The 24,610-nt window shown below is 44.2% G+C and carries 20 protein-coding genes; 19 read left to right on the plus strand and 1 reads right to left on the minus strand.

Annotated features, from left to right (window positions below):
• Window positions 1-173: 173 nt before the first annotated feature.
• From HFE01_RS14065 to HFE01_RS14085, 5 genes are all read left to right on the plus strand, one after another.
• Entirely contained in the window at window positions 174-833 is a 660-nt protein-coding gene (locus HFE01_RS14065; RefSeq protein WP_025365349.1) for a TerC family protein, read from the plus strand.
• Window positions 834-995: 162 nt separating this feature from the next.
• Window positions 996-1,487: a hypothetical protein gene (locus tag HFE01_RS14070; protein WP_016821563.1), complete on the plus strand. Its 492-nt coding sequence runs from the start codon at window positions 996-998 to the stop codon at window positions 1,485-1,487.
• Between the two features lie 294 nt (window positions 1,488-1,781).
• Window positions 1,782-3,623, plus strand: a complete 1,842-nt coding sequence (typA, locus tag HFE01_RS14075; RefSeq protein ID WP_016821562.1) for a translational GTPase TypA — start codon at window positions 1,782-1,784, stop codon at window positions 3,621-3,623.
• Between the two features lie 125 nt (window positions 3,624-3,748).
• Window positions 3,749-4,810: an LCP family protein gene (locus tag HFE01_RS14080; protein ID WP_016821561.1), complete on the plus strand. Its 1,062-nt coding sequence runs from the start codon at window positions 3,749-3,751 to the stop codon at window positions 4,808-4,810.
• Between the two features lie 301 nt (window positions 4,811-5,111).
• A complete protein-coding gene (locus tag HFE01_RS14085) occupies window positions 5,112-6,443 on the plus strand; it encodes a PhoH family protein (RefSeq protein WP_019688036.1) in 1,332 nt (443 codons plus the stop codon).
• A 99-nt stretch (window positions 6,444-6,542) separates the two neighbouring features.
• On the opposite strand, the gene HFE01_RS14090 is transcribed toward HFE01_RS14085, so the two are convergent.
• Complete coding sequence (locus HFE01_RS14090; RefSeq protein WP_025365348.1) at window positions 6,543-7,628, minus strand: coiled-coil domain-containing protein; 1,086 nt, start codon at window positions 7,626-7,628, stop codon at window positions 6,543-6,545.
• A gap of 296 nt (window positions 7,629-7,924) precedes the next feature.
• Here HFE01_RS14090 and HFE01_RS14095 point away from each other — a divergent pair, with 296 nt between their 5' ends.
• From HFE01_RS14095 to HFE01_RS14160, 14 genes are all read left to right on the plus strand, one after another.
• Window positions 7,925-8,575: an RsfA family transcriptional regulator gene (locus HFE01_RS14095; protein WP_016821557.1), complete on the plus strand. Its 651-nt coding sequence runs from the start codon at window positions 7,925-7,927 to the stop codon at window positions 8,573-8,575.
• Window positions 8,576-8,679: 104 nt separating this feature from the next.
• Window positions 8,680-9,660 (plus strand): ketopantoate reductase family protein, encoded by a 981-nt coding sequence (locus tag HFE01_RS14100; protein ID WP_025365347.1) that lies wholly within the window; start codon window positions 8,680-8,682, stop codon window positions 9,658-9,660.
• A 4-nt stretch (window positions 9,661-9,664) separates the two neighbouring features.
• Entirely contained in the window at window positions 9,665-10,054 is a 390-nt protein-coding gene (locus tag HFE01_RS14105) for a DUF3397 domain-containing protein (RefSeq protein WP_013372105.1), read from the plus strand.
• A 153-nt stretch (window positions 10,055-10,207) separates the two neighbouring features.
• Window positions 10,208-11,908 (plus strand): peptide ABC transporter substrate-binding protein, encoded by a 1,701-nt coding sequence (locus HFE01_RS14110; RefSeq protein WP_019688033.1) that lies wholly within the window; start codon window positions 10,208-10,210, stop codon window positions 11,906-11,908.
• Between the two features lie 197 nt (window positions 11,909-12,105).
• Window positions 12,106-13,038, plus strand: coding sequence for an ABC transporter permease (locus HFE01_RS14115; RefSeq protein ID WP_016821554.1), 933 nt, complete (start codon window positions 12,106-12,108; stop codon window positions 13,036-13,038).
• 4 nt (window positions 13,039-13,042) lie between these two features.
• Window positions 13,043-13,993: an ABC transporter permease gene (locus HFE01_RS14120; RefSeq protein ID WP_016821553.1), complete on the plus strand. Its 951-nt coding sequence runs from the start codon at window positions 13,043-13,045 to the stop codon at window positions 13,991-13,993.
• Between the two features lie 11 nt (window positions 13,994-14,004).
• The gene (locus HFE01_RS14125; protein ID WP_016821552.1) at window positions 14,005-14,943 is read left to right on the plus strand and encodes an ABC transporter ATP-binding protein; all 939 of its coding nucleotides are present in this window, start codon (window positions 14,005-14,007) and stop codon (window positions 14,941-14,943) included.
• Between the two features lie 121 nt (window positions 14,944-15,064).
• Entirely contained in the window at window positions 15,065-16,696 is a 1,632-nt protein-coding gene (gene bshC / locus HFE01_RS14130) for a bacillithiol biosynthesis cysteine-adding enzyme BshC (protein WP_025365346.1), read from the plus strand.
• Window positions 16,697-16,739: 43 nt separating this feature from the next.
• Window positions 16,740-18,005 (plus strand): adenosylhomocysteinase, encoded by a 1,266-nt coding sequence (locus HFE01_RS14135; protein ID WP_167438390.1) that lies wholly within the window; start codon window positions 16,740-16,742, stop codon window positions 18,003-18,005.
• A gap of 329 nt (window positions 18,006-18,334) precedes the next feature.
• Entirely contained in the window at window positions 18,335-18,772 is a 438-nt protein-coding gene (gene mraZ / locus HFE01_RS14140) for a division/cell wall cluster transcriptional repressor MraZ (protein WP_013311099.1), read from the plus strand.
• Between the two features lie 17 nt (window positions 18,773-18,789).
• The gene (rsmH, locus tag HFE01_RS14145) at window positions 18,790-19,740 is read left to right on the plus strand and encodes a 16S rRNA (cytosine(1402)-N(4))-methyltransferase RsmH (RefSeq protein ID WP_025365345.1); all 951 of its coding nucleotides are present in this window, start codon (window positions 18,790-18,792) and stop codon (window positions 19,738-19,740) included.
• 24 nt (window positions 19,741-19,764) lie between these two features.
• Entirely contained in the window at window positions 19,765-20,145 is a 381-nt protein-coding gene (locus tag HFE01_RS14150; protein ID WP_013372097.1) for a type VI secretion system membrane subunit TssM, read from the plus strand.
• 60 nt (window positions 20,146-20,205) lie between these two features.
• Window positions 20,206-22,560, plus strand: a complete 2,355-nt coding sequence (locus HFE01_RS14155) for a penicillin-binding transpeptidase domain-containing protein (RefSeq protein ID WP_025365344.1) — start codon at window positions 20,206-20,208, stop codon at window positions 22,558-22,560.
• Window positions 22,561-22,641: 81 nt separating this feature from the next.
• Entirely contained in the window at window positions 22,642-24,558 is a 1,917-nt protein-coding gene (locus tag HFE01_RS14160) for a stage V sporulation protein D (protein WP_016821547.1), read from the plus strand.
• Window positions 24,559-24,610 lie beyond the last annotated feature (52 nt).

Below are 24,610 nucleotides of genomic sequence, written 5' to 3' on the forward strand. Positions count from 1 at the left end.
TAATACCCGTTTTTCGGAAATACGATTCATTATATTGCTGTTTGTTATTGAATTCAAGGTATATACTCAACAAATTGGATATCAGTTATTAATAAATGATGACTTATTTGAAATGCCTGCAAGCATAGCCACGTCCGATTTCGCATACATGTAGGATGGGGGTGTTTGTACATATGGAGCATATCATTTTGCTATTGAAAATATTAATGATTAATTTGGTGCTAAGCGGTGATAATGCAGTTGTTATAGCCATGGCGAGCAAAAACTTGCCTGCAAGGCAGCGAAGTCAAGCGATATGGTGGGGGGCAGTCGGTGCGGTCCTTCTGCGCTGTGTGTTGACTTTTGTAGCTGTTATTTTGCTGGGCATACCTTTTATTCAGGCGGCGGGCGGCTTACTTCTGTTATGGATTGCATTCAAGTTGCTGTATGAGAATGATGATCATGTAGGAGTAAGAGCGGAAACAACCATTTGGAAGGCAATACAAGTGATATTAGTAGCAGACTTTGTAATGAGTCTAGATAACGTATTAGCTATTGCAGCTCTAGCCAATGGGGACATTGCTATTATAGTCATTGGTATCGCAATTAGTATTCCGATTGTCGTCTGGGGCAGCAATGTGATAGCAATCTGGCTTCATCGATTCCCGATCCTTGTTCTGCTGGGATCTGCCATTCTGGCCTTTACGGCAGGAGAAATGCTACTGCGTGATCCCAAATTGGGCATATGGTTAGCAGTCATGGGTGAGGTTATACATGCATGGTTACCGCTCTTGCTGGCCGTAGCGGTTGTCATTGCAGGAATATATCGACAGCTACGGACCCGTCATATTTGAACGTGGTTTTTTTGGAAAACATCGGCTAAACTAGACATAGGGTTTTGCAGATGCCGGGGAGTTTGCTCGGTTTTTGTAAAAACTCTATATTCATAAAAGTGTACTTAAAAATAACTACATTTAATGACTCAAAAACAAATCCAGCAAACAAAGGAGACCACGATGAATTCCGGAAAAGAGCGTATGATCGGAGTAGGCATTGTTGCCGTAGGACTGATTATTTTGTTGGGGAAATTGGGGACGTTCTCCTTCTTGGGACGCAACCTTTGGCCCTTGCTGATTTTAATACCTGGAATCGTGCTGCATGCAATGTATATGATGCGCAAGGTATCACCCTTTATGTTGCTGCCGGCAGGGATTTTGTCGGTATACGGCTTCCTCTTTTTTCTCTGCAATACTTGGGGATGGCATTTAATGGTCTACTTATGGCCTATGTTCCTTCTAGGTGTGGCGATTGGATTATGGGAGTATGCCATTAATGATATTTCGCTATCTCGCAATGTATACACAGGGAGCGTGCTATTAGGCTTGATATCGGTGCTATTATTAATTATTACCTTGCTAAGTACAGGCATCATGTATATTATTGCCGTTTTGCTGATTGGAGCTGGAATCTGGTTGGTCATAAACAACCGTAGCAAACGCAACTGGTAAACCGACAAGCTGTGCAGATTTCATGGCGGTAAATTACGGAACAGGCAATAATGTCTTGCTTTATGACATATTTCTACTATAATATAATGGATATGAAAAGAGCGTCGGAATGATTTCTGACGCTTATTTTAAGGTTTTCACGCGAATCGGAGAGAGAAGCTGTCTGTATAAAGCCTGAAACATTATAGAAGGCTGGCAGGGAGTGGGCCTAAAGAACGATTGTTAGCCTTGAATGAGCATTGCTTCAGGATAGAGACACTATTTTGATATACGGAAAGGATATGGATACAAACCATGCATGCAAGAGAGAACATTCGCAATATTGCGATTATTGCCCACGTCGACCACGGAAAAACGACACTTGTCGATAAGTTGCTTCAACAGTCTGGAACATTTAGAGAACACGAGGCTGTTCAGGAGCGCGCCATGGACTCCAACGATCTGGAACGTGAACGCGGTATTACGATTTTGGCTAAAAATACAGCTATCACTTACAAAGATTACCTGATTAACATTGTAGATACACCGGGACACGCCGACTTTGGTGGTGAAGTGGAACGGATCATGAAAATGGTTGATGGCGTTTTGCTCGTCGTTGATGCTTACGAAGGCTGCATGCCGCAAACGAAATTCGTACTGCGTAAAGCGCTGGAACAAAATCTGACGCCTATCGTTGTAGTCAATAAAATTGACCGTCCGGCAGCTCGTCCAGCAGAAGTCATTGACGAAGTACTGGATCTGTTCATCGAGCTGGGTGCAAATGATGATCAATTAGAATTCCCTGTTGTGTACGCTTCGGCACTGAACGGAACCTCCAGCTTGGATGCTGAAAAGCAAGATGACAACATGCAAGCATTGTACGAAACAGTGGTAGAGCATATTCCATCTCCAACTGAGAAAGTAGATGAGCCTCTTCAATTCCTCGTAACACTGATGGACTATAACGAATACCTGGGCCGAATTGCAGTAGGTCGGGTGAACCGCGGTATCATCAAGCAGGGACAAGCGGTCACAGTTATCCAACGTGATGGCAGCAGTAAATCAGCGCGTATTGAGAAGTTGTTCGGCTTCCAAGGACTGAAACGGATTGAAACCGATCAAGCAGGCGCTGGTGACATTGTGGCGATCGCGGGGATTAAGGACATCAACATTGGTGAAACCATTGCCGATCCAAATCATCCTGAAGCGTTGCCTGTACTGAAAATTGATGAACCTACACTGCAAATGACCTTCTTGGTTAACAACAGTCCATTCGCAGGTCGCGATGGTAAGTGGGTAACATCTCGTAAATTGCGTGAGCGTCTTCTGAAAGAACTCGAAACAGATGTCAGCTTGCGTGTTGATGAAACCGATAGCCCGGATGCCTTTATTGTATCTGGACGTGGTGAATTGCATTTGGGAATCCTGATTGAAAACATGCGTCGTGAAGGTTACGAACTGCAAGTGTCCAAACCGGAAGTTATCGTTAAGGAAATTGACGGTAAAAAAATGGAGCCAATCGAACGTCTCCTCATTGATATTCCGGAAGAAAGCATGGGTGCAGTTATGGAAAGCCTGGGCTCCCGTAAAGCCGAAATGGTCAACATGATTAATAATGGTACTGGACAGGTTCGCTTGGAATTCCTGATCCCTGCGCGTGGTTTGATCGGTTACACTACAAACTTCCTGACTTTGACTCGTGGCTACGGTGTAATGAACCATGCATTTGACAGCTATGGACCATTTGTTGGCGGTCAAGTAGGTGGACGTCATCAAGGTGTACTCGTATCCACGGAAAACGGCACCTCTACATTTTATGGTATGCTGGGCGTAGAAGATCGTGGTATTTTGTTCTTGGAGCCAGGGACTGAAATTTATGAGGGTATGATCGTTGGTGAGCACACACGTGATAACGACATTGTCGTTAACATCTGTAAGGAAAAACAATTAACAAACGTTCGCTCCGCAACAAAAGATGATACAGTTAAATTGAAAACACCTGTTATCTTCTCTCTGGAGCAGGCGCTTGAATACCTGAATGATGATGAGTATTGTGAAATCACTCCTAAATCCATTCGTTTGCGTAAAAAGATCTTGAACAAAGGTGAGCGCGAGCGTGCGGAGAAACAACGTAAAACAGCACAAGCAAATAGTTAATTCATAGGATTGGTCTTTGGCCACAGCGGCGACGCCCGGAAATGGGATGCGCCGCTGTATGTGTTTTAGGATTGTAAACTTGGAGAAAGCTATATTTCTCAAAACGCAGGAAAAGGTGTTGAAGCATGAGTAATCTTTCGAATGGATTGCCTCCCCGGACACAAAGCGGGAAAAAATCCGCCAAACCGAAAAAAACGAAAAAGAAAAAAAGCTTTTTCAGATCGTTTATGAAGTTTGTCTTATTTCTACTCATTATAGGTATCTTGGCAGCAGGTGGTTATACCTACTATATTTACAATCAGGTAGAGGAAGTTTTGGATACTGGAATCAACAAGGAAGTGCCCAAAACGCAATTAGCTGAGGCTAAGCCTTTGACTATTTTATTGCTTGGAACCGACTATCGCCCTGACCATCCGACGTATTTGTCAGATGTTATTATGGTAGCTACATTGAACCCTAGTACAAAATCGTCTACCATTGTGTCCTTGCCTCGTGATACGCGTCTAGAAATGGATGGGTATAAACCACGCAAGCTGAATGAGTATTATCCGGTGTTTAAGGCTAGAGAGAAAGACTCTGGTGAAGTTGCTGAAGAGCAAATGAAGAAGATGATCGGCAAATATTTAAACATTAATATTGATTATGTAACGGTTATTAACTTCCAGGGCTTTAGAGATGTTGTAGATAATCTAGGTGGCGTAGATGTAACGGTTGATAAAAATATGTGTTATCGAGACCGTGCTGATGGCACCGATATTAACTTGACAGCTGGGGCCAAGCATTTGAACGGTGACCAAGCTCTTGATTTTGTTCGCTACCGCAAGTCGAATTGTCGTCCGAGAACGGCTGAATCTGACGACTTTGATCGCAATCGTCGACAAAATCAGGTGCTTCATTCCCTAATTGACCAAATGCAATCCTTTAATGCTTTGACCAAGTTTAGTGCAATTATTAAATCGGTTGATAAGAATATGATGACTGATATCGAGTCACAGCAAATGAAAAATATCGTACAAACCTATTGGAATATTTCCAAGCAAAATGTAAAATACAATCCTGTATCAGGAACGTGGCGTAGCCCTTATGTGTACATTGATGAGCAACAGCTCGATTTGGCCAAACAAGCGCTACAAGAGGAATTAGCCAAAAAAGCAAGCGACAGCACTGAAGCTTCTTCCAATTCCTGAGTATGTATCTTTTTCCCCGCTTATGTTATACTCGCAGCGAGTAAAGCTCTTATATAGCATAAGGGGATTGAGGTATGTCTAAATTTAAAGTGAACCCAGTCTAGGTCCAGTGAGCAATCACTGGGCCTTTTGTGTCTAATTTTAAAAATGTACAGGCTCTGAGGCTATCTTCAGCTACACCTTTCGTTGCATTATGCTGTTTTGGGGTTCTTTTTTCAGGGAATCAGCAAGTATTGGGTAGCCAGTGAATAGGTATAGGTATGAAACATGAGATTGTCCACGCCGCTTTGGAGGGGATTTAATGAAGAAAATTTTTGTGCTGGATACGAATGTGCTACTGCATGATCCGAAAGCCATTTTTACCTTCAAAGAACATGAAGTTGTTATTCCAGCTGTTGTTCTGGAAGAAATCGACTCCAAAAAACGCAACGCGGATGAGATTGGACGGAATGCCCGTAATGTATCGCGATTGTTGGACGGGTTGAGAGAAGTGGGGCATCTTCACAGTGGCGTTCCACTTCCCCAAGGGGGAAGGCTTAAGGTTGAGTTAAACCACCGGAGTTTTTTGAAAGTTCAGGAGATGTTCGGGGAGGTTTCGAACGATAACCGGATTTTGGCAGTTGCCTTAAATTATCATTTGGAAGAACAGGAGCAATCTGATCCGCGTTCGGTGGTGTTGGTTAGTAAAGACGTATTGGTCAGAATCAAGGCAGATGTATTGGGACTGCTGACTGAAGACTACCTATCCGATAGAACGGGCGATCCAAGTGAGTTGTACCCCGGATACTCAGCGATACAGGTGCATCCGTCCATCATAGATGAATTTTACTCTAACCGTTTTTTACCAATCAAACCACTGAAACTACCTTATACGCTGTATCCACATGAATTTGTTATTTTGAAAGATGAAATGGGCACTGGAAAATCAGCACTGCTGAAAGTAAATCAGGAGGCAGAGCGATTAGAACCTTTGTACTTAAGTAACGAATCGGTGTGGGGAATCAGCGCGCGTAATGCTCAACAACGGATGGCATTGGAGCTTTTGCTTAATGATGATATCCCTCTTGTGACGATTACTGGAAAAGCAGGTACAGGCAAAACGCTACTGGCACTGGCGGCGGGGCTGCTTAAAGTAGAGGATGAGCATCGCTTCAAGAAACTGTTAATTGCTCGGCCTGTTGTTCCTATGGGCAAGGATATCGGTTATTTACCGGGAGAAAAGGAAGAAAAGCTTCGCCCCTGGATGCAGCCAATCTACGACAATCTGGAGTATCTGTTTGATGCCAAAAAATCTGGGGATATCGACAAAATTTTGATGGGCTTGGGCAGTATTCAGGTGGAGGCGCTCACTTATATTCGCGGACGTTCGATACCTGGGCAATTTATTATTATCGATGAGGCGCAAAATTTATCCCGACATGAGATCAAAACGATTGTGTCTCGGGTAGGTGAGGGAAGTAAAATCATTCTGATGGGAGATCCGGAGCAAATTGATCATCCTTACCTAGATGCAGCCAGTAATGGCTTGACCTATGTGGTGGAGCGGTTTAAGCAAGAAGGGATTAGCGGACATATTATGTTGGAAAAAGGAGAACGCTCCAAGCTCGCGCAGTTGGCAGCTGATCTGTTATAATCCCTGATCGTTATTACAAATAATGAAGACCTCGGGAACATCCCGAGGTCTTTTGTTTTGTTCATATCAAAAATCAGAACAATGTAGGTGAGCAAAAACTTACTTAAAACTTAATTCGAGCTTAACTTCAAGAATACCTTTTAAAGCATGTACTTCTGTAGCTTTGACGTATGATATAAGCTGCTGTGGATAGAAGCCGAGATCAAAATCTTCTTCCAGTTTGTTGCGAGTCGTGTCCGGCAATTCCAGTCCGTTAAATACCAGTCGATCTACATGAAATAGAATGGCATTTTTGGGTTCATTCTCTACTGTATAGTGACCTTCTACCCTCAATTTCATCGTTCCTTGCTGACCTTCTACCACAATCTGATCCTGCACGAAGGAAAAGTTGAAGTGATTAAACAATTCATTCTCTGACTTTAAAAAACGGTTAAATTCTTCTTCACGAATGCTTATCGTAATGATTTTTCCATTTGTAATCATGGCACCTTGCTGCTGTTGAATGAATTGGGGTAAATCCTGCATTGCTTGAGCTAATGCTTTAAAGTGTTTATTTACCTCGTATACCCCTACATTCTCCCAATAAGCTGTCATTTCGCCAATTAACTTGCGTAGAGTATCAGGGTTATCACTGGCGTTAACGCCGTCATCTACACGCGACTGGAGTTGGAGAATCCGTTTACGTTGTGCCAGTAGGTTTGTTTTAACCGTCCCCAATTCCGTCGTGGCTTGGGCGACTTGCTGCTCTGTTTTTCGCATAAATTGATAATTGGATTCGTATTCTTGAAGCACATCCTGATCGTGACTAATCAATAATAAGTAATAATCGTACAAAGAGAGAAGTTGCTTTATACTTTTAGCCCCTAGCACTACACTCAGCAGCTTGTCCCTTTCTCCCATATAGTAAGATCGCAGCACAGAACCTGCACGCTTACGTTGTAGGTTCATTTGCTCCTGTTGATCAGCTAGACTACTACGCAGTTCCTGCTGACGCTGTAAAAGAGCCTGCTGTTCCTGACTAATCCGCTCGATTTCATGGTCGATCTCCACGATAGACAGGCTATCTTGTAAAATCTGATTTTCTTCAGGAGAGGGAGCGGCCAAAGTAGGACGTACATATATGGAAGTCAGCATCATTATGAGGACCAGCAGGGTGCAGATCGCGATTTTTATTCGTTTATTCATTTAGTTTCCCCTTTTATGTATTCCAGAAAAAGACTAATGGTAATGTATATGATCCTTTTTTATTCTTTAACCATTCATTTTATTGTACAGCAGTCAGAGCATGCGTGAAACCCGAAACTGTTTACTTCACGTATGAGTTCTGGCAGAAATGGAAATACAATTTAGTATCAAATAGATTCTATGAACTCTACGAGAGGCATAGGAATGAATAAACAGCTTTTATACCCTATTCAAATACCGGCAAGATCGGTTCATGAAGACGGTTATTTCAGGATGTTGTTAGGAGGGCTAGAGGCATGACTGCAATAAGACAAGATGCATGGAGTGCGGAAGATGACTTGATATTGGCGGAGGTGACATTGCGGCATATCCGGGAAGGTGGAACACAGCTCGCTGCGTTTGAGGAGGTTGGACAAAAAATAGGTAGAACCTCTGCGGCATGCGGCTTTCGTTGGAATAGCTGCGTGCGCAAACGTTACGATGAAGCGATTAGCATTGCCAAAGCGCAGCGCCAGAAGCGCAGTTATATTCGCAAGCAGAGCCCAGTAGGTGTATCGCAGGTAGCGGCCTTTGCCACGCTCGATACAGTCGAAGGGGGATACAGAACCGATGGCACGAGTGAAGATACGTTATCTATTGATGCCGTAATTCGCTTCTTGCGTCAATGGAAGGGATCTGTGCAGGAGACTAATCGGCAGATTAAGATGCTGGAGAAAGATTTGCGGGAAAAGGAAGAAGAATTAAATCAGCTTCGCTCCATTAATGACCGGCTGTCCAAAGAAGTGAATGATGTGCAGACCGACTATCGTGTTGTAAATGATGATTATAAAGCTCTGATTCAGATTATGGACCGTGCCCGGCGTTTGGCTTTAATCACTGAAGATGAGGAAGAGCTTAAATCCAGGTTCAAAATGGACGCTAATGGGAATCTGGAGCGCATTGAGTAGCAAGATTACAATAGCTATCTAAATAAAACGTCAACTATCGCTTGGCCGTAGTTGGCGTTTTTTTGTTATTACATTGGAGTGCATATGATATAGTAGAAAAAAAGATGGAAGCGAGACGATACAAAGTGATTGATATTATTGGAGCGGGTTCGCTGGGATTGCTGTTTGCCGGGAGATTATCGGCCTCGGGTGCTACAGTAAGGCTGTGGACACGAACACTTGAGCAGGCACACATCATTGCTCGTGAAGGGATTACTGTGCTTGATAAGGAGGGACAGGTGGCTGTTCATGTATCGGGGGACCAATTAAAGGTAGCGCCATTGGCAGATTGGCAACGGTTAAATTCACAGACTTCGGCACGGTGGATCATGTTTTTGACCAAACAGGGGGCGATAGAAGAAGTATTAGAGCAGATCCAGCCTGCGGCTCAAACGGAAACAGGTACAGGGATTATTTGTTTGCAGAATGGAATCGGTCATATAGAACGCATCAGGCAGGCGTGGCCTAAAGCTGTAGTATATCCTGCTGTGACAACCGAAGGAGCCAAGAAACAAGGCGCAGCATCCATTGTGCATGCAGGATTGGGCGTGACTGAAATTGGATATTCGGAGGAAGTAGAGGGAGAGCATAACACTGATTTCAAACAATATGTGCTAAATCGGCTGCTTGCAGCAGGATTTGACGTTTGCTTGTCGAAAGAAATCGAGAAAGGGATTTATCGCAAGTTGTTGATTAACGCTGTGATCAATCCACTGACAGCCGTATGGCGAGTTCGGAATGGCGAGCTGCTATCGGAGCCTGTTCGAATACATATGATGCGTAAGCTGTATGATGAAGGCATTCAAGTATATGAAGCTCATGGTATCCGCTGGGAAAGCGCATGGTGGGATCAAATTATGGATGTTTGCCAGGCAACGGCAGAGAATCACTCGTCTATGCTAGCTGATGTACTTGCACATTCCATGACCGAAGTTGCTTCCATTAACGGGCAACTGGTGCAGATGGCAAAGCGAGCTGGGATTAGTGCGCCAACTCATGAGGTATTGTGGCAATTAATTGAAGGAATGCGGCTAAAAGAGGGGTGATCAGTTGAGTCTTATACAAGGTACTATTATCACTTTCAGTATTCTTCCCTTTTTTCCGTTTTTGATCGTGTTTGCGGTTTGTCGCTACATTCTGAAAATGGAAAAGAAGAAATCATTGCTTACTTCTATGGATATCACCACTTTTTTTCTGATATTTTCCGTCGCAGCACTCTTTAATGTCCTATTTACATCCCGATTCGGTTTTTATTTGATTCTACTGCTCTTGTTACTGGCATTGGGTTTAATTGGAGGAGCTCAAAACCGAATAAAAGGAAAGGTTGATGGTAAAAGATTATGTAGAGCGGTCTGGAGATTAACTTTTATGGCGATGACATTGGCGTATACTTTGTTGACTGTTGTTGGTATATTTAAAAATATATTCAACTCTATGTGATGAAATATGACATGAAATGATGAAAAAATATGAATTAATCATGTTTTTTTGAAAAAAAAGCTCAATTTGAAGAAATGTAATGTAGATTTTTTTGACCGCTGGTTGTATAATCTATAAACATATACCACTTTAGAACTAGGGGGAAAACGCTAGATGAAAAGGAAAAGCTTTTTAGTCCTTTTGACACTCGTTCTTGCAGTTGGCGCACTGCTCGCAGGTTGCGGCGGCAAGAATGATACCAATGGTAAGGGCGCACAAGAAAACACCTCGACTACGCCGGCCCCGGCCGACAAGCAAATTTTGCGCGTTAACCTTTCTTCCGAGCCGCCAACCTTCGATCCGGCACAAGCTCAGGATAGTCAAACCAACGCGGTTCTGAAAACTTTGTATGAAGGTCTCGTACGTATGGGTCCTGACGGCAAAGAAATCCCTGGCGTTGCTGAATCTTGGAAAATCTCCGATGACGGCAAAACCTACACGTTCAAACTTCGTGATACTGCAAAATGGAGTAATGGCGACCCAGTCAAAGCAAGCGACTTCGTATTCGCTTGGCAACGGGTATTGGATCCTTCAACGGCTCCTGCACCTCCATATGCTTACCAATTGTACTATATCAAGAATGCTGAGGGCTACAACCTGAGCACTTCGAAATCTTATAAAGGAACAAAAGTTACAGACTTTAAAGATGTAGGTGTCAAAGCTGTTGATGACCATACATTGCAAGTAGAGCTGGAACACCCAACTCCTTACTTCTTGGGATTGACTTCTTTCTACACTTTCTATCCTGTAAACCCTTCTATTAAAGGTAATGACAAGTGGGCAGTTCAGAAAGATAGCATGATTACTAACGGACCTTTCACATTAACGGCTTGGGATAGCGGTCAAAAGATCGAAGTTTCCAAGAACGAAAACTATTGGGGTAAAGACGAAATCAAGTTGAGCAAAATCACTATGTCCCTTGTAAACAGTGGAGCAACTGAACTGGCTTCGTACAGAAGTGGACAACTTGATTATTCAGGTATGCCAACAGGTGAAATTCCTACTGACCAAATTACGGCTGTGAAAAACGAATTGCCTAATGAATTTAAGGCTAAAGGAATTGCAAGTACGTACTACTATCTGTTTAATGTAACAGAAAAACCATTTAACAATGCTAAAATCCGTAAAGCGTTTGCGATGGCTATTCAACGCCAACCGATCGTTGAACGTGTAACAATGGGCGGTCAAATTCCTGCTTACGGCTTTGTACCTCCAGGCATAAAAGGAGTTTCTCAAGAATTCCGTAGCGAGCATAAAGATGATTTCTTCAAAGAAGACTTCACTGAAGCGAAAAAATTGCTTCAAGAAGGTATGAAAGAAGAAGGCATGACTACGCTTCCTACAATAACTATGCTGTACAACTCCAGTGAAAGTCACCAAAAGATTGCTTTGGCAGTAGCTGATATGTGGAAGAAAAATCTTGGTGTAGATGTTAAAACTCAAAACCAAGAGTGGGGCGTATTTATCCAAACACGTAACAAGCTGAATTTCCAAATCGCTCGTGGTGGTTGGTCTGCTGACTATAATGATCCAATGACATTCCTGGATATGTGGACAACAGGCAATGGTAACAACAACTCAGGTTATGCTAACCCTGCGTATGATGAATTGATTAAAGCTGCTAAAACAGAAACTGATCCAGCTAAACGCATGGAAGATTTTGCGAAAGCAGAGAAAATTTTGGTTCAAGATGATATGGTAATGCTTCCGATCTATTACTATTCAAATGTTTCTTTAACGAAACCGAATGTTAAAGACATTGGACTTGACTTTAGTGGAGCAATTGATTTCACAAGAGCGTATATTACACAGTAACTGAAGCTTAATTCTGAAGTTTGATAGTTACTTCGGGATATATATGTGGATTGAACCATATATATCCCGTTTTTTTTGTGTGTCCTAGTCTTTTCCATCATCATGTAACCATGCAAATAAGTAGATTGGACAGTCCAATTCTATTTCGATAAAATCGAATGGTGTCGAAAATAATTTATGGGGGGTGTAAACGGGCAATGACGCGTTATTTGATCAGTAAATTTTTCTATATGTTGCTGTCTTTGTTCATTCTGATCTCTGCGACGTTTTTTCTCATGAAAGCAATTCCGGGTAACCCCTTCATGAGTGAAAAAGCGACTTCTCCTGAGATTCAAGCCCGGTTAATGGAGCAATATGGGCTGGATAAGCCTGTATATGTCCAATATTTTAAATACTTAGGTGATATTGCTTCAGGTGATTTTGGTATTTCTATGAAAAAGCTGAATCAAAGTGTAACTGACATTATCGGACAAACGTTTACGGTTTCCCTCAAACTCGGTTTTGTTGCCATAATCGTGTCGATAATTGTCGGTATCTTGCTAGGAATGCTAGCAGCTTTGTATCATCGTAGGCTCATAGATAACGTCGCTATGGTATTAGCTATCATGGGGATTGCGGTTCCCAGCTTCGTTCTGGCATCGTTAATTCAATTTTTCTTTGCTCAACAGTTAGGCTGGTTTAATGTTATGGGCTTTGAAGGCCCGATGGATTACTTCTTGCCAGTTGCGGCTCTATCTGCTTCACCGATTGCGTTTATCGCTCGACTAACGCGTTCCAGCATGCTGGAAGTACTCCATGCAGATTACATTAAGACTGCCAAGGCTAAAGGTTTGAAATCCATTACAATTATGTTCAAACACGTTATACGTAATGCCATTCTTCCAGTTGTTACCTATGTAGGACCAATGACAGCCAATATTATTACGGGTTCGGTTGTTATTGAACGAATCTTCGGGATTGGCGGTATCGGTAAGGTGTTCGTAGATAGTATTACAACCCGTGATTATACGATGATTATGGGAGTTACTATTTTTTACGGTATTTTGTTGATGGTGGCACGTTTTATTACGGATATTGCATATGGATTTATTGATCCGCGGATTAAGCTTACTGGCGGGAAGGAGGGATAACTTTATGTCTGTTAAAGATAATGCTGTGAACTTGGATAAACTTCAGGTGAAACCGGAAGATTTCCAGAGGGTCGGAGCGGATGAAAAGCAGTCTGAAGTTATTCAGCGTGAAAGCTTATCCGCTTGGCGAGATGCTTGGGAGCGTCTTCGTAAAAATAAATTGGCTATGACGAGCTTAAGCGTTTTGGTTCTCATAGTGCTTGCTTCAATTATTGGTCCAATGCTGTCGCCATACGATGACCGCACGAATGATTTGTTGAGCACCAATCTTCCTCCATCGGCGGAACATTGGTTCGGAACAGATGATCTGGGGCGTGATATGTTTGTACGTACTTGGATGGGCGCTCGGATTTCATTGATTATTGGTTTGGCTGCTGCAATGATTGACTTGATGATTGGTGTAATTTATGGTGGAATTATGGGTTACTTTGGTGGCCGCGTTGATGAAATCATGAATAAATTTTCTGAAATCTTGTATTCCATTCCTTACTTGCTTGTTACAATTCTGTTGCTGGTTGTACTGGAGCCAAGTATCACCACCATTATTATTGCGCTCTGTGTAACAGGGTGGATTAACATGTCGTGGATTGTACGTGGTGAAATGCTGCAACTTAAAAACCGAGAATTCGTACTTGCTTCCCGTTCAATGGGTGCTGGTGCAGGTCGTTTGTTGTTCCGTCACTTGTTGCCTAACGCGGTAGGACCAATCATTGTCACATTGACCTTGACGGTTCCAAGTGCTATTTTCTCCGAGGCATTCCTGAGCTTCCTTGGATTAGGGGTACAGGCTCCTCAGGCATCGCTGGGTTCAATGATTGAATCAGCTTTGACAGGGTGGATGTATTACCCTTGGCGGATGCTTTTCCCAGCAGGTTTGATCAGTTTGATTATGCTTGCGTTCAACCTTTTTGGCGACGGCTTGCGTGATGCGCTTGATCCGAAGTTGAAGAAATAGGAGGTGAGATCATGGTGAGTAGCAACAATTTAATTGAAGTTGAAGGCCTTAAAAAGTATTTTAATGTTGGCAAAAACCGTGTGCTCAAAGCGGTGGATAACCTGAATTTCTATATTCGTGAGGGTGAAACGCTGGGTATGGTTGGCGAATCCGGTTGTGGTAAGTCTACAGCGGGTCGTACTATTTTGCGCTTGTATGAGCCTACAGCAGGTAGCGTACGTTTTAACGGCACAGATATTTACAAATTATCACCGGGGAAAATGAAAGCAATGCGTCGTGATATGCAGATGATCTTTCAAGATCCGTATGCATCATTGAACCCGCGTTTTACCGTGTCTGATATTATTGGTGAGGCACTAGATATTCACAATATGGCTGGTAGCCGTGCAGAACGTAAGAAACGGATTGAGGAGTTACTCGATCTGGTTGGTTTGAACCCTGACCATGCAACACGCTATCCGCATGAGTTTTCTGGTGGTCAACGTCAGCGGATCGGTATTGCCCGTGCATTGGCTGTTAATCCTAAGTTCATCATTTGTGATGAGCCGATTTCAGCGCTTGACGTATCTATTCAGGCTCAAGTTGTCAACCTGTTGAAAGAGCTTCAAGAACGTCTTGGTCTGACGTACCTGTTCATTGCGCATGATCTGTCGATGGTCAAGCACATCAGTGATCGGGTAGCTGTAATGTATAGAGGCAGAATGGTGGAGCTTGCTGAAAGCTCTGAATTATATGCCAATCCGATTCATCCGTATACGAAAATGCTTTTGTCGGCGATTCCACTTCCTGATCCGGAAGTTGAAGCCAACAAAAAGCGAATTATTATGCCTGATGATCAAGGCGGACCGATTCATAACGCGTCCGATAATAAGGCAGGGGCTTATAATCTGGAAAATGCCACGCTTATCGAAGTGTCTAAAGGACATTTTGTAGCTGAACCTTACGCTTGATTTTGTTCTATACACCAACCGCCGAGTTATTCGGCGGTTTTTTTGTAGGAAGCTTTGACGTGGACATGGGCTTTCGGTACAATCAAGCAGTAAGGTTTTGGTGGAGACAGGAGGCAGACCCATGAAAATAGTTCCGGAAACGCTTCGCGGAGGGTCGGCTTTGGCAGAAGACTATATACAGGGTACAGGACGCGCAAGCGATTTGTATGAATATGATATTCTGCACGCCGATGCTTATGCCCAACGGGCGAAGTGGCTGGATAAGACGGAGCATCTGCGATTAAACCGTAAGGATGTCGTAGCATGTCTTCGTATATACAATGAGCAACACAATTCGCATGAGGCGGTTCATACTTCATTGGACCGTTTGGAAAGCCCAGATGCTTTAGTAGTAGTTGGCGGACAGCAAAGTGGCCTGTTCACAGGCCCGATGCTGGTCATTTATAAAGCCGCTACGATTATTAAAGCAGCTAGAGAAGCTGAAGAACGGCTTGGACGTCCGGTTATTCCAATTTTCTGGATTGCTGGTGAAGATCATGACTGGGACGAGGTCAATCATACATACGTAATGGCAAAAGACCCGCAAGCAGTTAAAATCAAGCTGAATAAGCAGCCTGAACGTCGTTCTTCAGTTAGTGCTATTAAAGTCGATACGGTTGAGTGGAAGCAAGCTATGGCGGATATAGAGCAATGCTTGCCAGATTCAGAACATAAGACCGATATTATGCACATGATTGAGCAGGGTTTGACAGAGTCATATGGACTAAGTGATGCCTTTGCCAAGCTGATGGGTCGTTTGTTTGGTACCTATGGATTGGTGCTCATGGATTCTGCAGATCCTTTGCTGCGCAAGCTAGAGACATCCGTTTTTAGACAGTTGGTTCAGCACAATGATGAGTTGGAGACAGCGTATAGGACAACCGCTACGCGGATCGTGGACTATGGTTATCATTTACAAGCGGATGTGCATGAAGGTGGTGCGAACCTTTTTTACATTCATGAAGAGGAACGCCTACTGCTTTTCAAAAAAGCTGGATTATTCACAGATCGACGCGGTTTAGTGGCGTTTACAGCGGATGAACTGCTTGAAGAGATAGATAGACACCCCGAACGTTTTAGTAACAATGTACTAACCCGTCCTCTCATGCAGGATTCACTGTTCCCCGTACTGGCATCTGTGCTGGGTCTAGGAGAAATTGCCTACTGGGCAATTACACGGGATGCTTTCGAAGTGTTGGAGATGCAGATGCCAATACTGCTGCCGCGTATGTCTTTTACATTGATGGAGCCAGGTGTGGAGAAGCATATGCTTAAGTACGAGCTAACTTTTGGTCAAGTTAGAGACGGGCTTGAGGAACGGAAAAAGCAATGGATCGCCACTCAAGATCAGCTTGGAATGCAGGATCAGTTTTCCGAGGCTAAGGATGCTTTTGTCCGCATCTATAAACCGCTTATACAGCAGACAGGGATGATAGAGAAAGGTTTGCTACAGCTCGGAGAAACCAACTGCGAGAAAATTCTGGGGCAGATTTCCTATCTGGAGGCAAAGGTGCAGGAAGCGCTGCTTCGGCAAAATGGAACAGCACTTCGCCACTGGGATCATATCGAGTGGTCGCTTTTCCCATTTGGACAGCCGCAGGAGCGTGCATATACGATCTATCATTTTCTGAATCGTTATGGTCTCGACCTGATGAATATGATTATGAACGTACCATTGGATCTGTCGGGAACGCATCGTGTGATTTATGTATAATGATCATAAACGAATTTAACTAATATTTAGGAGGAAATAACAAATGACTTCCCATTCCCTGCAAAATAGCATTATTCACGATCTTAACTTGGCCCCTGAAGGTCATTTGAAAATTGATTGGGTAGAAGCCCATATGCCGGTATTGAACCGTATACGTCAACAATTCGAGCAAGAGCAGCCTTTTGCTGGTCTGAAGGTAACGATTTGTTTACATCTGGAGGCCAAAACTGCTTACCTGGCTAAAGTGGTACAAGCAGGTGGAGCACAGGTCACCATTACGGGTAGTAATCCTTTGTCGACACAAGATGATGTTTGCGCTGCATTAGTAGAAGATGGCGTTACGGTATTAGCTAAATACAATCCAGATCCAGAGGAATTCAAGAATTTGCAAATCAAGGCTCTGGAAACTAAGCCAGATCTCATTATAGATGACGGTGGTGACCTGGTTACTCTGTTGCAATCTGAACGGCCTGATCTGATTTCTACGATCCGTGGAGGAGCAGAGGAAACCACTACAGGGATTATTCGTTTGAAGGCCTTGGAAAAAGAAGGGCAACTTCACTTTCCGATGGTAGCTGTAAATGATGCTTACTGTAAATATTTGTTCGACAATCGCTATGGTACAGGCCAGTCAGCTTTCGACGGTATTATTCGTACGACTAATCTGGTTGTGGCAGGAAGTACAGTGATTGTGGTGGGTTATGGATGGTGCGGCAAGGGGGTTGCAATGCGTGCGAAAGGGCTGGGAGCCAACGTGGTTGTAACGGAAGTTGATCCAATCAAGGCTGTAGAAGCCCATATGGATGGTTTTCATGTATTGCCAATGGTGGAAGCTGCCAAACTGGGCGACTTCTTCATTACAGTAACTGGAAATAAAGCTGTAATTACAGGGGAACACTTTGATGTTATGAAGGATGGAGCTGTGCTGTGTAACGCAGGGCATTTTGATGTGGAGGTTAGCAAGCCTGAGCTTGCTAAACGCTCCGAATCCATTCGCACAGTGCGTCGCAATATCGAAGAATACCGCTTTAAAGATGGACGTAAAATGTATTTGCTCGCAGAAGGGCGCCTCGTGAATCTAGCTGCCGCTGACGGTCATCCAGCAGAGATTATGGATACGACATTTGCTCTTCAGGCACTTGGCTTGAAATATGTGAATGATCGTTACAACGAGCTGGGTAAAGCTGTGATTAATGTACCTTATGAAATTGATGAGCAAGTGGCTCGATTCAAGCTTGATAGTCTGGGAATCAAGATTGATACATTAACAGAAGACCAAAAGGTCTATCTGGACAGCTGGAACGCCTAATCTATTTTCGGTCACGATGTCCGCTGCAGAAATGGTGCATTTTTAAGCAAGTACTTGTATAGGTTGACATGATGGATAGAGAATAAGCCCTTTATTCCGTGTTGTTTCGAAACCTGATGCATATTGTCGGGGGTTCGACTTCATGGGATAAGGGGCTTTTTGGCATCTTATGACGCGGGGCAACAATAACAGACATTATGCCCGAGTTCTAGGTTTATCACTTTTTCGTAATGAAAAAGAGGTCTTTGATTTTTTAAAGCGAATCTATTATGCTTAGGTGGTGGAAAGTGGGCCAAAGTGGGAGAATGGGGTAAGGGGTGACGAAACCAATGTTTATGGGGGAGTTCCAACATAGCATTGATGAGAAGGGTCGGCTTACTGTCCCGGCCAAGTTTCGTGAACTTCTCGGTGCCTCGTTCGTGGTTACCCGCGGGCTGGACCAATGCCTCTTCGTGTATCCTATGGATGAGTGGGCTGTCATGGAGAAAAAACTTAAAGCACTGCCTTTGATGAAGGCTGATGCGCGTGCGTTTACCCGGTTTTTTTTCTCGGGAGCGACTGAATGCGAATTGGACAAACAGGGCAGGGTAAATTTACCGGGGAATTTGTGCGAATACGCCAAGCTTACAAAAGAGTGCGTCGTATTGGGAGTGTCCACCCGGGTAGAGATTTGGAGTAAGCACACTTGGGAGCAATATTTCAACCAATCAGAAGAAGCATTTAACGACATTGCTGAGAAATTGGTTGATTTCAACTTTGAATTGTAATTTAGGAGGTCAGCCGTTTGTTTCACCACATTACCGTACTCAAGGAAGAAGCAACACAGGCACTAAACATCAGGCAGGACGGGATTTATGTGGACTGCACGTTGGGAGGGGCAGGACACAGTTCCGTCATTGCATCACAGCTTGGCCCTGAGGGGAGGCTTATTGCCTTTGATCAGGACGACTGGGCATTGAACAATGCACGAGAGAAGCTGTCAGCCTATGAAGGAAAGATTTCATTAGTGAAATCCAACTTCCGCCACTTGCAGGACAAGCTGGCCGAACTGGGATTGCCCGAAAAAGACGGCGTCCCGCAGGTCCAGGGTATTTTGTTCGACCTGGGTGTATCCTCGCCCCAGTTCGATGAGGGGGAGCGGGGATTCAGTTACAATCATGATGCACCGCTAGATATGCGGATGGATCAGAGCAGTTCGCTTACGGCATATGAAATTGTTAATGAATGGCCGGAAGCGGAGATTGCGCGTATTCTGTTTCAATATGGAGAAGAGAAGTTCTCCAGGCGGATCGCGAAGATCATGGTTGAACGTAGAATGAACAAGCCTATTCACACAACGGGGGAACTTGTCGATATTATCAAAGAAGGAATTCCGGCTGCGGCACGCAGAACCGGGGGACATCCGGCTAAACGCAGTTTTCAGGCTTTGCGGATTGCTGTGAATGATGAGTTGGGTGCACTGGAAGATACTTTGCATCAGGCAGTAAGATGTCTGGCTCCAGGGGGCAGAATTTCGGTTATTACGTTTCATTCCTTGGAGGATCGGATATGCAAGCATATTTTCAAGGAGTATTTGGCGAAAAGCATCTATCCGTCTGACTTGCCGATTCTGGATGACAAAATGGTAGGCGATTTAAAGCTGGTGAATCGTAAGCCGATTGTGGCATCAGAAGAAGAGTTAGAGCTTAATCCACGATCCCGGTCAGCCAAGCTGAGAGTTGCCGAAAAATTGTAAATTTAATGGAGAAGGAGAGGCGACATGGCTTATACACGCGGTAATTTGGCTGTAAAAGAAAGAGCCCGTCAGGAACAGGTTCAGCAACAACGGTATCGTGAGACCACTAAAGTCGTTACACGCCGCAGAGAGCTGCCGATTCGAGAAAAGCTGCTGTATCTATTGACACTTGTAGCATGCATTGTCATTGCGGGGACGTTGATTGGCAGATATGCGCACATTTATCAAATTAATTATGCGATTAATACAGCCAGCAAGGACATTTCCAAATTACAGACCAATATCGCCCAATTGAAGATTCAGAAGGAACGTCTGGAGAATCAGATTGTGCCTACTGCAAAGGAACAGGGATATATCGAACCAACAAGAGAGCCCATTCGTGTGGAAAAGCAGGCTGCCAAATAGTTAAGAGCATAGCATCAAGCTATGCTCTGACGTATATTTTTTTGCAGAGAGGTTTGAGCTATGGTCAAAAGAATAAAGCTTCGCACACTGCTGATAGGGGGATGTATTACCCTCTTTTTTCTTGTTCTGCTACTTAAAGTATTTTGGATTCAAGTTGTGAGTGGGGAATACTGGCATAATCAGGTAGTTGCACAGATAGAAAGAGACCAGGTGATTCAGCCCAAGCGTGGAACTATAATGGACCGTAAAGGGAATGTACTAGCTACGGATGCACCGGCTTACACGGTGGTTGTCAACCCTAGCATCATTCAGGAGTATGATCTGGAGAATGAGGTTGTAGCCAAGCTGCATCAGTTTCTCCAAACGCCTGAGGATGAACTGAGAAGACATCTATCTGCAAAGGATAAAAAGGGTAACTATTTAAAAAACCGTGAGATTCGTAATGGAGGCTGGAAGGTAGACCCTGAGGTGAAGGCACAGGTGGATACATTCAAAGAGTATTTGAAGGATAAGTATGAGGTAGTTGGAGCTGTGGACACTGTTCAGGAATCCAAACGCTATTATCCAGAAAATAAGCTGGCTTCTCATGTCCTTGGCTATTTGCGAAAAGATGGTACAGCAGGTATGGGGTTGGAAGCTTATTACAATAAAGAGCTCTCCGGCACGGCTGGAAAGCTTCTATATCAGCGGGACCGAAAGGGAGTTCCTCTTCAGGGATCGGAAAGTGTCTATGAGCCGGCACAAAATGGTAAAAATTTAAAGCTGACGATTGATGATACGATTCAGTATTATATAGAGGATGCCATGCAGGAAGCTATCGCAAAGTATAATCCCAAAACGATGACTGTCGTAGCGGCTGATCCCAAAACGATGGATGTTCTCGGTTTGGCGACTTATCCGAATTTTAATCCCAATACATATGGGAGTACACCTTTGGAAAATTTCCGTAATAATGCTACTCAGTCTATCTACGAACCAGGCTCCACGTTTAAGATAGTAACCTTGGCTGCTGCGGTTCAAGAAAAGGTATTTAATCCGAATGAGACCTACCAATCTGGTATGATTCGTGTCGGAGGCTGGGATATTCGTGACGTAAGCCGTAGCTGGGGAACATTAACCTATCTTCAAGGGGTCAAGCGTTCAAGTAACGTCGGTTTTGTCCATTTGGGGCTGGATAAGCTGGGTGGCGAGAGACTGAAGAAGTATATCAATAACTTTGGGTTTGGTGTCAAAACAGGCATTGATCTTCCGAGTGAGTCTACCGGTGCTATCACATTCCATACCCAGTACAAATCCGAAGTCGCAACGGCTTCATATGGACACGGACGGGTTCAGGTAACGCCAATTCAGCAGGTGGCAGCGATCTCGGCGATTGCTAACGGTGGGAAGTTGATGCAGCCTCATCTGGTGAAGGAAATTATAAACCCAGATACAGGCGAAGTGCAGACGATTCAACCGAAGGAAGTCCGCCAAGTGATTACTCAGGAATCTGCAACTCAGACAAGCAGCTATCTGGAGCAGGTCGTGTCTGACCAGGAAATTGGTACGGGACGTCTAGCTTACATCGACGGATATCGTGTTGCTGGTAAAACAGGGACAGCGACGAAAGTCGTCGGAAAAGTTTACGATCATTCGAAGGATGTCGTGTCATTTATTGGTTTTGCACCAGTAAATGATCCGAAAATAGCTGTCTTGGTAGTTATGGATGAACCTAACAAATCGGTAGGCGGCGGTACAGCAGCAGCACCTGTGTTTAAAAAAATCGTGTCCCAATCGCTGCAATATATGGGGGTTCCCAAAACGGGAACCAAAACGAATAAATCAGGTGGGGCTGCAGCGAAAACGGTGAATTTGCCAACGGTACCACAATTAACAGGCCAAGTGAAGAAGGATGCGCAAAACGCATTGCTCAAACAGGGGATTGCTTACGAAACGGTAGGTAAAGGCTCCAAAATTGTTCGTCAGTATCCTGAAGCAGGCGTCAAAATGAAACCGGGACAGCGCATCTATTTGCTGACAGAGGATAGTGCCAACATGACTATTCCCGATTTTACAGGTGTCTCGTTACGTGACACACTTCAAGTTCTGACGCTTATGAAGGTTGGTGTTCAGGTAAGCGGGGAAGGGTATGTTGTCTCTCAAAAGGCACAAATGGTAAATGGCAAGCGGGTCGTCAGTGTGACGCTTCAGCCGGCCAAAGAAACAGTGACCGGAGTGAAGCCGGAGGAAACACAGGACTCGACTACTGGAGTTGCAGCTAACGAGACAGGCAATGCAACGAAAACGGAAGCCGATACTAAAACCAAAGCCGATACTACTGCGAATACTGAAACAAATGCGGGAACTCCAAAGGGAGGAATATCTGCTGTAGCAGATGAGAAAAGTGCTGCCGCGATTAAAGGCGAAGATAACTGATAGCTTGTTCTAATGTCCGTTCTTTTGAATATTCATGAGGTAAGACATGTTATGAGTATTTGAGGAACGGAGGGGGCGCGTTTGAAAAAATCTAACGTGACCATGCGGCGTAGGCTGGTATGGGGGCTACTGGGATTGTTTGTACTGTTTGCGGCCTTGTCGATCCGGCTCGCCTATGTTCAATTGGGTAAAGGAGGCGAGCTCTCAGCCAAGGCTGAGGATTCGTGGCGCCGCAATATTCCTTTTGCCGCCAAGCGTGGCGAAATTTTGGATCGACAGGGTACTGCGCTGACCTATAATGTCAGTTCGCCGACTGTCATGGCGATACCAGTACAGATTAAGGAGCCGGAAGAAACGGCTCGCAGGCTGGCGCCGTTGCTAGATATGAGTGAGGATAAAGTGCTCAAGCTGATTACCAAACGAACAGCAAGCCAAAAACTTCAGCCCGGTGGACGAAAAATTACGATGGAGAAAGCCCAGAAAATTCGTGATTTGAAGCTGCCGGGTATCGTTGTTGCTGAAGACAACAAACGTTATTATCCTTATGGTGATCTAGCGGCTCATATTCTTGGATTTACCGGAATCGATAATCAAGGGCTGACAGGCGTAGAGAAGCAGCAAAACAGTAAGCTTCGGGGAATCGATGGAAGCATCGCGTATTTATCAGACGCAGGTGGCCGTCTGATGCCTGGTTCTTCTGAAAAGTACATTGAACCGAAGGATGGACTGAATTTACAATTAACCATTGATAAATCGGTGCAATCCATTATGGAACGAGAGCTTGACCAAGCCATGGTCAAATTTCAGGCGAAGTCCGCGCTGTCTATTGCGATGAACCCGAAGACGGGTGAAATATTAGGCATGGCTGGACGGCCAAGCTATGAGCCAGCGCTTTACAAGCAATATGCGCCTGAAATTTATAATCGCAATCTGCCGATTTGGATGACATATGAACCTGGGTCTACTTTTAAAATTATTACACTTGCCGCTGCCTTGGAAGAAAAGAAGGTCAATCTCAAAAATGACCGTTTCTTTGATCCGGGATATATTGAAGTTGGTGGAGCACGTCTGCGTTGTTGGAAAAAAGGCGGGCATGGCAGCCAAACCTTTCTTCAAGTGGTGGAAAATTCATGCAATCCCGGTTTTGTAACGTTGGGACAACGTCTGGGCAAAGAAACACTGTTCAAGTACATTCGCAATTTCGGCTTCGGCAGCAAAACAGGAATTGACATGATTGGTGAGGGCAATGGCATTTTGTTCAAGCTACCTCAGGTCGGACCTGTAGAGCTGGCTACTACGGCCTTTGGTCAAGGGGTATCTGTCACTCCGATTCAGCAGGTTACGGCTGTATCGGCAGCAATCAATGGTGGCAATCTTTATAAGCCTCACATTACAAAAGGCTGGATTCAGCCCGGAACTGGAAAGGTTCTCGAAAAAGTGGAGCCGGAACTGGTGCGTAGAGTTGTTTCAGAGGATACCTCTCGACAGGTAAGGGAAGCGCTGGAAAGTGTCGTCGCTAAAGGTACAGGTCGCCCTGCCTTTATTGAGGGTTACCGGGTTGGAGGTAAAACGGGGACAGCACAAAAGGTAATTAACGGACGTTATTCTTCCTCGGAGCATATTGTATCCTTTATTGGTTTTGCTCCGGCGGATGATCCGCAAATCGTCGTCTATACTGCTGTCGATAATCCGAAAGGGATTCAATTCGGCGGTGTGGTTGCTGCTCCAATCGTGCAAAATATTTTAAAGGATGCACTGATTGCCTTGAAAATACCACCTCGTACCAATCAAATTGCCAAAGAGTACAAGTATGGCGAAAATCCGATTGAAACGGTACCTGATCTGGTAGGTGCCACTGCAGCTGATTTATATGAAGATATGAATATGAACTTTATGCTCGTGAAATCTGGGTCAGGCAAGACGGTCGTAAGTCAGGCACCGAAGCCAGGCTCTCGATTGGAACGAGGATCAACGATCCGTATATATATGGGGGATTGATAGGTTCTTTTTATACCATACTATGAATAACGAGAGAGCAATGGAGGAATGT

Source organism: Paenibacillus sp. EKM10P, assembly GCF_011800655.1.
Taxonomy (GTDB): Bacteria; Bacillota; Bacilli; order Paenibacillales; family Paenibacillaceae; genus Paenibacillus; species Paenibacillus polymyxa.

What these genes read in the sequence shown, in the direction of transcription:
- HFE01_RS14065 (WP_025365349.1), top strand. Translation starts at nt 174, where the DNA reads ATGGAGCATATCATTTTGCTATTGAAAATATTAATGATTAATTTGGTG.
- HFE01_RS14070 (WP_016821563.1), top strand. Translation starts at nt 996, where the DNA reads ATGAATTCCGGAAAAGAGCGTATGATCGGAGTAGGCATTGTTGCCGTA.
- typA (WP_016821562.1), top strand. Translation starts at nt 1,782, where the DNA reads ATGCATGCAAGAGAGAACATTCGCAATATTGCGATTATTGCCCACGTC.
- HFE01_RS14080 (WP_016821561.1), top strand. Translation starts at nt 3,749, where the DNA reads ATGAGTAATCTTTCGAATGGATTGCCTCCCCGGACACAAAGCGGGAAA.
- HFE01_RS14085 (WP_019688036.1), top strand. Translation starts at nt 5,112, where the DNA reads ATGAAGAAAATTTTTGTGCTGGATACGAATGTGCTACTGCATGATCCG.
- HFE01_RS14090 (WP_025365348.1), bottom strand. Translation starts at nt 7,628, where the DNA reads ATGAATAAACGAATAAAAATCGCGATCTGCACCCTGCTGGTCCTCATA.
- HFE01_RS14095 (WP_016821557.1), top strand. Translation starts at nt 7,925, where the DNA reads ATGACTGCAATAAGACAAGATGCATGGAGTGCGGAAGATGACTTGATA.
- HFE01_RS14100 (WP_025365347.1), top strand. Translation starts at nt 8,680, where the DNA reads ATGGAAGCGAGACGATACAAAGTGATTGATATTATTGGAGCGGGTTCG.
- HFE01_RS14110 (WP_019688033.1), top strand. Translation starts at nt 10,208, where the DNA reads ATGAAAAGGAAAAGCTTTTTAGTCCTTTTGACACTCGTTCTTGCAGTT.
- HFE01_RS14115 (WP_016821554.1), top strand. Translation starts at nt 12,106, where the DNA reads ATGACGCGTTATTTGATCAGTAAATTTTTCTATATGTTGCTGTCTTTG.
- HFE01_RS14120 (WP_016821553.1), top strand. Translation starts at nt 13,043, where the DNA reads ATGTCTGTTAAAGATAATGCTGTGAACTTGGATAAACTTCAGGTGAAA.
- HFE01_RS14125 (WP_016821552.1), top strand. Translation starts at nt 14,005, where the DNA reads ATGGTGAGTAGCAACAATTTAATTGAAGTTGAAGGCCTTAAAAAGTAT.
- bshC (WP_025365346.1), top strand. Translation starts at nt 15,065, where the DNA reads ATGAAAATAGTTCCGGAAACGCTTCGCGGAGGGTCGGCTTTGGCAGAA.
- HFE01_RS14135 (WP_167438390.1), top strand. Translation starts at nt 16,740, where the DNA reads ATGACTTCCCATTCCCTGCAAAATAGCATTATTCACGATCTTAACTTG.
- mraZ (WP_013311099.1), top strand. Translation starts at nt 18,335, where the DNA reads ATGTTTATGGGGGAGTTCCAACATAGCATTGATGAGAAGGGTCGGCTT.
- HFE01_RS14150 (WP_013372097.1), top strand. Translation starts at nt 19,765, where the DNA reads ATGGCTTATACACGCGGTAATTTGGCTGTAAAAGAAAGAGCCCGTCAG.
- HFE01_RS14155 (WP_025365344.1), top strand. Translation starts at nt 20,206, where the DNA reads ATGGTCAAAAGAATAAAGCTTCGCACACTGCTGATAGGGGGATGTATT.